General features: G+C 55.3%; 9 protein-coding genes. 7 read left to right on the top strand and 2 right to left on the bottom strand.

What is annotated here, in order from left to right:
• The 6 genes from CXF87_RS02580 to CXF87_RS02555 all read left to right on the top strand — a co-directional run.
• The coding region (locus tag CXF87_RS02580) for a GGDEF domain-containing protein (protein WP_157826456.1) at nt 1–475 on the top strand (475 nt) is incomplete at its 5' end.
• Between the two features lie 53 nt (nt 476–528).
• Nucleotides 529–1,899 (top strand): CHAD domain-containing protein, encoded by a 1,371-nt coding sequence (locus tag CXF87_RS02575; RefSeq protein ID WP_101145371.1) that lies wholly within the window; start codon nt 529–531, stop codon nt 1,897–1,899.
• An 85-nt stretch (nt 1,900–1,984) separates the two neighbouring features.
• On the top strand, nt 1,985–2,191 hold the full coding sequence (locus CXF87_RS02570; protein ID WP_101145370.1) for a ParD-like family protein: 207 nt from the start codon (nt 1,985–1,987) through the stop codon (nt 2,189–2,191).
• A complete protein-coding gene (gene map / locus CXF87_RS02565; RefSeq protein WP_101145369.1) occupies nt 2,184–2,990 on the top strand; it encodes a type I methionyl aminopeptidase in 807 nt (268 codons plus the stop codon). Before CXF87_RS02570 ends, map begins: the two co-directional genes overlap by 8 nt.
• A 105-nt stretch (nt 2,991–3,095) precedes the next feature.
• A complete protein-coding gene (locus CXF87_RS02560; RefSeq protein WP_101145368.1) occupies nt 3,096–4,460 on the top strand; it encodes a S8 family serine peptidase in 1,365 nt (454 codons plus the stop codon).
• 70 nt (nt 4,461–4,530) lie between these two features.
• Entirely contained in the window at nt 4,531–4,770 is a 240-nt protein-coding gene (locus tag CXF87_RS02555; protein WP_008956696.1) for a hypothetical protein, read from the top strand.
• Between the two features lie 161 nt (nt 4,771–4,931).
• On the opposite strand, the gene CXF87_RS02550 is transcribed toward CXF87_RS02555, so the two are convergent.
• A complete protein-coding gene (locus CXF87_RS02550; RefSeq protein ID WP_008956695.1) occupies nt 4,932–5,633 on the bottom strand; it encodes an FMN-dependent NADH-azoreductase in 702 nt (233 codons plus the stop codon).
• Nucleotides 5,634–5,753: 120 nt separating this feature from the next.
• Between CXF87_RS02550 and CXF87_RS02545 the strand changes: the two genes are divergently transcribed.
• The gene (locus tag CXF87_RS02545) at nt 5,754–6,653 is read left to right on the top strand and encodes a LysR substrate-binding domain-containing protein (protein ID WP_101145367.1); all 900 of its coding nucleotides are present in this window, start codon (nt 5,754–5,756) and stop codon (nt 6,651–6,653) included.
• A gap of 114 nt (nt 6,654–6,767) precedes the next feature.
• On the opposite strand, the gene CXF87_RS02540 is transcribed toward CXF87_RS02545, so the two are convergent.
• The gene (locus tag CXF87_RS02540; RefSeq protein ID WP_101145366.1) at nt 6,768–8,684 is read right to left on the bottom strand and encodes a DNA topoisomerase III; all 1,917 of its coding nucleotides are present in this window, start codon (nt 8,682–8,684) and stop codon (nt 6,768–6,770) included.
• Nucleotides 8,685–8,829: the final 145 nt, after the last annotated feature.

Genomic DNA, 8,829 nt, shown 5'->3' with positions numbered 1-8,829 from the left:
GTTACAGCACTCCCAGTCCGAAAAGATGCCGTTTAGCCTTTTTATGATTGATGTGGACCATTTCAAAAATATTAACGATACCTGGGGGCATAGCCATGGGGATTGGGTGCTGTCCAAAATCGCTAAGGTTTGCGCAGAGTCTCTGCGTCCATCGGATGTAATAGGGCGATTTGGTGGTGAAGAGTTTGTAGTGGCCCTGCCGAACACTAACCCAAACGATGCGCAAATCATCGCTGAGTGCTTGAAAAAGAAGGTCGCTGAGTTGCCGTTAAAGGAAGAAATGAGCGAGCTGAGCCCAAGTGTCACCATCGGGGTAGCTGCAACGAATAGTAATGAGGTCGATCTAGACTCTCTCATCACGCGGGCGGATAAGATGCTTTATGCTGGCAAGCGCGGCGGCAGGAACAAAGTCGTGGTGTGTCGCGATGGTATAAAAGAGGGCAAAGGCGGGGGCGCCTTTAATCTTACTCAATAGTTGATGCGCGTGTACTAAACTTCGTTCAACACCCTTTACTTGTGAGCGAACCCATGCGGCACTTATACCTAATGCGGCACGCCAAGGCCAAACAGCCCAGTGGCGATATGACCGACCACCAACGGCCGTTGCGAAAGCGGGGTAAGCGTCAGGCAGCGGCGATGGCGCCTGTGCTGCAGCGCTGGCAAGCGTTCGAAGGGGAGATTTACGTCAGTACAGCAGCTCGCACGCGGGAAACCTTCGACGAGATCGCGGTGCAACTGCCTGAACATACTCTGGTCGATCAGGTTCACTTCGATGAAGACCTTTACACTTTCGATGGCGCCGGGCTGCAGGCATGGCTCAAAGCGTTACCGGATGAAGCCGAAAGGGTGCTGGTGGTTGGGCATAACCCGGCGCTGCATGACCTGGCCCGTTGGCTCGATAAGACAGCGTCGCATTCGCTGCCCACCGGTAGCGTGCTGCATTTCACGCTGTCTGGCACTGCCTGGAAAAGCGTGGAGCAGGGCGGAGCCAAATTGACGGGATGCCTGACCCCGGAAGCGGTCAGTTACCCACTTTTCAAGCGCCTTGCCCCCCAACCACCCAAACACAAAAGCGACACTGCCAGCCGAATAGGCGCCATGCTGGAGCACCAGTATCAGATGATTCGAGCCTTGGAGCCTGGCGTCATCGCAGGTGTTGATCCTGAGTTTCTGCACCAGTACCGGGTGAATCTGCGCCGCAGCCGGGCAGTGGGTGAATCCGTGCACGCCATTGCCCAAGTGCCTGGTTTTAAGAAGATGCTTAAGCGGCTCAAGCATCGCGCCCAGGCCACCAGTGATCTCCGTGATATTGATGTGTTTCTGGAGGATATGGGCAAGACATCACCGCCGCCCTCGTCGGTTACTCGAAAGGGGTTAACGCAGTGGCTGCAGGCTAGCCAGCGGGAACGGCACCAGACGCTGTGCCAGCAGTTAAATGCACCGGCGTACGCTGAAGAGCTTGAGGGCTGGCAGAGTTTTATCGCTTCCGATGATGTTGGAAAGGCGCTGTCAAAACTCACGCTAAAACGCATCAAGGCGGTACTGGATGAGCGCATCACACGCCACGATGAGGATCTGGCGGCACTCTCATTGGACGCTCACGACGCCGAGTTCCATGAACTGCGCAAGGGCGTGAAGCGGATTCGTTACCTGGCTGATTTAAACCCAGAGACTCCTGAGCCGTTCCTGACTGAATTAAAGCACCGCCAGGGCCTGCTCGGCGACTATCAAGACCTGTGTACCCGTCAGGCTTGGCTGGATGCGTTTAGCGCAAGCCCCGATAACGACCCGCAACAACAGCAGGAGTGTACCCAGTGGCGCGCTTCGTTAGAGAAGCCGAAGCTGGCGCTGCGCAAGAAAGTATTGGCGTTGAAACCTTTCTCAAACGTTACAGCTTAACGTAACAAGGTAGCCTTGCCGCCAGTCGTTACGCGATATATCATCCGTATATGATTTATATTCGTTTCATATACTGGGTGGTGTGATGGGTATCGTAAAAATCAATGATCAGCTGCACGAAGATATTCGCAAAGCGAGCTCGGTGATGGTGCGTTCTATCAATGCCCAGGCGGAGTACTGGATAAAAGTAGGTATGCTCGCTGAGGCCAATCCGAGCATGACTTTCTCTGAGATTATGCGTGAGCAAATGAAACAAGCCGACGTTGAAGTAAGGAAGGTGGTCGGTGAGTGAGGTAACGCTCAAAAACGAGGAGGAGTTGCGCTTAATGCGGGAAGCCGGTCGGCTACTCGGATTGGTGTTCAGCCAACTTGACCAACGTATTGCGCCCGGCGTATCCACCATGGATATTAACGATTGGGCCGAGCGCTATATCGTCGATCAACTGGAGGCTCGTCCGGCCAGTAAGGGGCAATACGATTACCAATACGTATTGAATGCCTCAGTGAACCACGTAGTGTGCCATGGCATTCCATCCGACAAGCAAACGCTCAAATCAGGCGATATCGTCAATGTCGACATTACCCTGGAGAAAGACGGCTTTATTGCTGACTCCAGCAAGATGTACCTGATTGGTGATGTCACTCCCTATGCCAAGCGACTGGTCGATAAAACCTATGAAGCCATGTGGCAAGGGATTCAAGCGGTCAAGCCCGGTGCCACCTTGGGCGATGTGGGTTATGCGATTCAGCAACATGCCGAACAGCATGGCTACTCTGTGGTTCGTGAGTATTGCGGCCACGGCATTGGCCGGGAAATGCATGAAGAGCCGGAGGTGCTGCATTACGGAAAGAAAGGCAGAGGCTTGGCGTTAAAAGAGGGCATGGTGTTTACCATCGAGCCCATGATTAATCAGGGCAGGGCCAAGATCAAAACCAAGCGGGATGGTTGGACGGTGGTGACCAGTGACAAGACATTGTCAGCCCAGTGGGAGCACACGATTGCCGTCACTGCTTCCGGTTTTGAAGTGCTCACCCTTCGGGCTGAAGAGCGTCTTCCCGATGAACTCAATCAATCTGGCGAAGATCATTAGGTGCGTTAAGCTGAAAGCACGACTTTCTGCATGGAGAGACTTTGCTTTCTATGGGTAAGCACTTGAGCAGTAACGTTTGAAAGCCAGACGAAATGGAGGTCAGCGATGGCTAAAAAACCGACAGGCCGCGGAAACGGTAACACACCCACTGGAGAAAACGGGGCGCTTGCCACCGTATCGTGTAGCACCGAAAAACTTCTGTTGGCGGCCCTGGAGCGGGGAGGCAGCTGTCTGGAAACAGGGCGCTTTCTTATCAGCTTTCGTGACGGATGGATGGAAGAGGGTATCAAGTCGTTAAAAGCCCAGAACTTTCGGGTGGCCGATGCCCGTGACTTTACCGATCAGGCCGTCAGCCTGGAAGACGCTGGGGATGCCGAAGCGATGGTGTTTCCCGAGCTAGGCGTGGCACTGGTGGGTGGTGATGCCTTGGAGCAACATGGCATGAGTGTGTTGGATAAGGTGTCAGCGGATAGTCCTATCGAAATCATTGAGCCGGAGTACTTTGCGTTTTCCGAGAGCTCTGGTTTTAAAAGCTCTGATTTTAAAAACACTGGTTCTAAAAACTCGGAATACCTTCGCGGCTTCTTGCGGGCAACGAGCACCATCGCGCGCGACCTGGGTGTCGACCTTGATAAGTATGATGCCGATGAGGAGCTTGAGTCTGACGCTCAGCAGTCGACATGGGGGCTAACCCGGTGCAGGGTGCCGCAAAGTAGTTGGAGTGGTGCAGGTATTAAGGTGGCCGTGCTGGATACCGGAATGGATCTTGGCCACCCGGATTTCGTTGGAAGGGAGTTCGTTACCCGCTCATTTGTCGGGGAGCCGGTGCAAGATATGAATGGTCACGGTACGCATTGTATCGGCACGGCCTGTGGACCCGAGGCGCCAAGTGAAAGCACGCAGCGTTACAGTATCGCATATGAAGCGGAGGTCTTCGTCGGGAAGGTGCTGACTAACTCGGGCAGCAGTACCGGGGCGGGCGTGCTGGCTGGCTTGAACTGGGCTATCGCCAACCGGTGTGAGGTGATCTCGATGTCGCTTGGTAGCCAGAGCCCGGTGCAGGCCGCCTACACCCATGCGGGTGAAGCGGCGCTGCGTAATGGGTGCCTCATTATCGCCGCGGCGGGGAATTCTGCGACCAATACCGGCGCACCTGCCAACTCGCCTACCGTGATGTCAGTCGCGTCTCTCGATCCGAACCTAAAGCCCTCCAGCTTTTCCAATCATGGCAAGATTGAGATTGCTGCGCCTGGGCGCGATATCTTCTCCTCATGGCCACGGCCTACTCGGCATAAGTCGATCAGTGGCACCAGCATGGCGGCACCACACGTGGCAGGCTGCGCAGCCCTTTGGGCACAGTCTGATGACACATTGCGGGGAAGGAAACTGTGGCAGCAGCTGATAGCTTCGGTGCAGGAACTGCCATTACCGGAATCCAGCGTGGGAGCAGGATTGGTGCAAGCGCCCTAACGATAGGCGGCGTGCTGGGCAGCCACTTCTTTCAGGCCGCCCGGTGCACTCACTTCGGAGATAATGCCAGATGCCAACGGTAGCGCTATGGGTGATCACTATTTCCAGCGATCAACCGATAAATGAAATGGCTACACGCCTCAGTGAGGAAGGACTGACCATCAAGGATATCCTCGAAGAGATCGGCTGTATAACCGGCTCCGCAGACGATGTCACGGCGGAACGGCTGAAGCATATACAGGGCGTGGTGGATATTGCGCCCGATATGCAGATTGATGTAGGGCCGCCGGGGGCGGATGAGACTTGGTAAGCTTATTCACCTTTCAACATAGAAGTGGAGCTGCCAAAAAGAGGAGATTAGTCGCAACCTTAGGTGGTGATAGGGGAAAGACTGGCGCACTCTTGAGAGTAGGTGCGGATATCCTAGGCTAGCGATCTCCGCACCAAACAAGAGGCTGTTGAATTCAATTACTAGGCTGATTCGGCTATTGCATTAGCCACCATTTCCTTCTGTAAGTCAGCAACCAGAGTTTCAACATCGCGCAGAGCCTCAGCAATCGATTTATCCAACACCTCCCCACCCGCTTCCTGTCCTTCGATCGCGATGTAGTGAACGCGAGTGATACCGATAAACGCCAGCGCGGTGGCCAAGTGTGGTTCAAGATGGTTCATATGGGCCATTTCTTCACCGGGGGCCATATTGACGCCACCTCTAGCCGTAAGAACAATCGCTTGCCTTGGGCGGTCATCCAGTTTTGGAATGTAAGGGTCGGTCGGGTTGCTCTCGTCAATATCCACTGTTCGGCCAGCGCGCACTACTAGATCGATCCACGCTTTAAGAGCGGCTGGCATGCCGAAGTTGTAGAGTGGGGTACCGATAACGAGAATATCTGAGGCAATCAGTTCATCTACCAACTGATCGCTTTCTGCCAGCGCATTTTTCATCCAAGGCTCTAGATGTTCCTCAGGCGTAAACGCAGACGCAATCCAGTCATGGTTGATAAAAGAGGGTGGGTGTTGGCCGATATCCCGGTAGGTGACGGTGTCTTTCGGACGACTGGATTGCCAGTGGTTTATGAATCGCTGAGACAGGTGGCGGCTGTGGGAGCCGTGCTCATCTTTTCCCGCAATTCCGGGGCGTGCGCTAGCGTCTATGTGCAGGATATGAGACATGGAGAAACTCCAGTTATGAGCTAAACTCATCTATGATTAACGACAGACTTAGCGTAGGCCTTGATCAGTGGCCCAAACAAACGATCTTTTCTTGCTGTAATAGATGAGCAAAACTCATTCATGAGCACTCGACGATTACCCTCACTGTCAGCACTTCGCGCCTTTGAAGCGGCTGCCCGCCATCAAAGTGCCAAGCAGGCGGCGCTAGAGCTCTCGGTGACACCTACTGCCATTAGCCATCAAATTCGTGGGCTTGAGGAGGCGCTGGGCATTGCGCTGTTTATTCGCAAGCCCAGGCAACTTGAACTTACTCCGCGCGGGCGGGAGCTGCAGCAGGTGTTGGAAGCTTCGTTCGACAATATTAGTCATACCATCGAGCGCCTGAGTGCCATGCCGGAACGCCGTGGCATTACCCTTACGACCACCCCAGTCGTGGCAGTGCGCTGGCTACTGCCTTGGGTTTGCCTGCTGCGTGACGCCCATCCCGACATTGACCTGCGCATTCATGCCTCCCATGAGCCTGTTGCGCTGGATGGCGTTACTGCCGATCTCGCCATTCGCCATGGCGATGGACGCTGGCCTGGGTTAGTGGCTGAAAAACTGTTTGATACCACGTTGATTCCAACCTGCAGCCCGCAACTTGTGAAGCACGTTGCAGGCGATTTCACGAAGTATCCGCTGATTCACTTTCGTCCTCAGGGCATATTGATTTCGCCAATGGATTGGGTTGGCTATCAAAAAGTAGCGCAGATACCGGGATTGAGTATCGACGCAGGATTGGCTTTTTCTGATGAAAGCCACGCTATCTCGGCGGCTGTTGGTGGTCAGGGTGTGATGCTGATGAGCCGACAACTGATTGAGGATGAGCTGGCCGAAGGCCGTCTGGTGCAACCCTTTGGCCCCGAACTAAATGACCGCGCCTTTTTCCTGGTCTACCCAGAAAGCCGCCGCAACGATCCGACCCTTCTGGCTATCCGGGAGTGGGTGATGGCGGTACCGGGAGTTAAATCAAAACAGTAAACTTATATTTGAATCCAGTTTATACCGTTATCTTGAGTGGGTTATCTATCCGGGCCACCTTTCTGCCTATCGAGTGCATAACGATTGAACAGCGGATCATTTCACCCAATGTTGTTAACTCGTCTTCTTTCTACTGACGGTACTTCTCTTTTTGGTATAACGCTTGCTTGTCTTACCCGTGCGCTTCGCTGGCGTGCTGGTTTCCCCCTGGGCGGTCTGCAGGCTCTGCCTTAACTTGGCCGCGTCGCTGTGGGTGAGCAGGCCGCGTAGATCATCCAGCAGCGCTTGCTGAAACGCGCCAGGGTCGTCCTGTTGTTCGGAAATCGCCCGTAGGCGCTGTTCCCAAAGGGCGGTTCGTTCAGGCGTGCTCACGGCGCTGGGCAGGGCGGTGATCAAGGCAGTGCCAAGCTTGGTGGCGCGCAGGGCTTTTTGCTGGCGAGCTAAGTAGCCGCGCTGTACCAGGGTTTCGATAATGCCCGCCCGGGTGGCTTCTGTACCTAGGCCGTCGGTGTCGCGGAGTGTGCGGCGTACGTCCGGATCATCCACGTAACGGCCAATGTTCATCATGGCCTTGATCAGGCTGGCATCGGTGAACGGTTCTGGCGGGCGGGTTTCCTTCTCTTCAACCCCTGCACCTAGCGCTTGGCTGGGCTCCCCTTGGGTGAGAGGGGGCAGCGGTGGGGTTTCATCGCGGGTGGTGAAGAGCGGTTTCCAGCCGAGGTCGAGAATGCTTTGGCCGCGGGCACGGAAGGCTTCATTCAGTAGCGTAAACTCCGCTTTGACTTCAAAAGTGCGCAGCGGGCGATAGAACTGTGCCATCACGTTGCGCACGATCAATCTAAAAACATGGCCTTCGGTGTCGGAAAGCTGACTGAAATCTGCCAGTTTGCCGGTGGGTGCGATCGCATGGTGCGCGCCCACCTGCTTATCGTTCCACGCTTTGGAGCGCAATGTGAAGTCCGCCCCATTAAGCCACTGCTGTAGTGCTTGATCGTTTTGGCAGGCGCTGGTCAGGCTGCGTTGGGCAAGCTGAAGATGCTCTTCCGGCAGGTAGCGGCAATCGGAGCGGGGGTAGGTAATCAGTTTATGGCGCTCATAAAGTCGCTGACAAATATCCAACACCATCTGCGCGGAAAGTCCATGGCGGCGGGCGGCGTCTACCTGAAGGGCAGAGAGTGAATAGGGCAGCGGCGGTGACTGGCGTTTCTCCTGCTGGTCGAGTTTGGTCAGTTGCCCTGATGCGCCGGGTAACTGTGCTGCTCGGGCATCCGCGGGCGTGCGATCAACCAAGCGCCCTTGATCATCGAGAGGCTCATGCTCTTTGGGGGCCCACCAGGCGCGCAGTTGACCCTGGGCGACGTTGAGATCCACCCATAGTGGATAGAACGGGTGGGGTACAAAGTCGCGGATGGCGTTGTCGCGGCGCACGATCAGCCCCAGCACCGGGGTTTGCACACGGCCTACGGAAAGCACGCCGTCGTGCCCCGCTTGGCGGCCGGTGAGTGTCCAGGCACGGGTTAGATTGATGCCATACAGCCAGTCGGCACGGGAACGCGCCTGGGCTGCTAGAAAGAGCGGCTGGTACTCAACGTTGGAGCGTAGCTTGGCAAGCGCTCGGCTGACGGCAGGCTTGTTCAGGTCGCTAATCAGCAGGCGTTGTACCGGGCCGCGATACTTCATGTACTCGATCACTTCCTGCACCAATAGCTGGCCCTCTCGGTCCGGGTCGCCAGCGTGCACGACATCGGTGGCCTGTTTGATCAGTTTGCGAATCACCGCCAGTTGGCCGCGTGCTTTTGAACGAGGCATCAATTTCCACTGGTGCGGCACAATCGGGAGACGATCTAAACGCCACTGTTTATCGGCGGGATCGTAGGCCTCCGGCGGCGCTTGCTCTAATAAATGCCCCAGGCACCAAGTGACGGTGGTGTCACCACACACCACTGCGCCATCCTGGCGTCGGCTAGTGCCCGGTAATGCCTCAGCAATGGCTTGGGCGAGGCTGGGTTTTTCGGCAATTATCAGGCGCATAGCAGCGAAGCCTTTATCGTATCCTTTGATGGCGCCTATGGTAGCAGACGCCTTCATCGTTAGTGACCGGGATTGGTTTGTGTGGTTGAGATACGTAGTGTGATGCGAGAAGTGGTCAATGCTGTTAACTTGTATAAATTGTGTA

It is taken from the genome of Halomonas sp. MES3-P3E, assembly GCF_002836035.1.
GTDB lineage: Bacteria > Pseudomonadota > Gammaproteobacteria > Pseudomonadales > Halomonadaceae > Vreelandella > Vreelandella arctica.
This window is presented reverse-complemented; position numbering and strand designations above follow the sequence as displayed.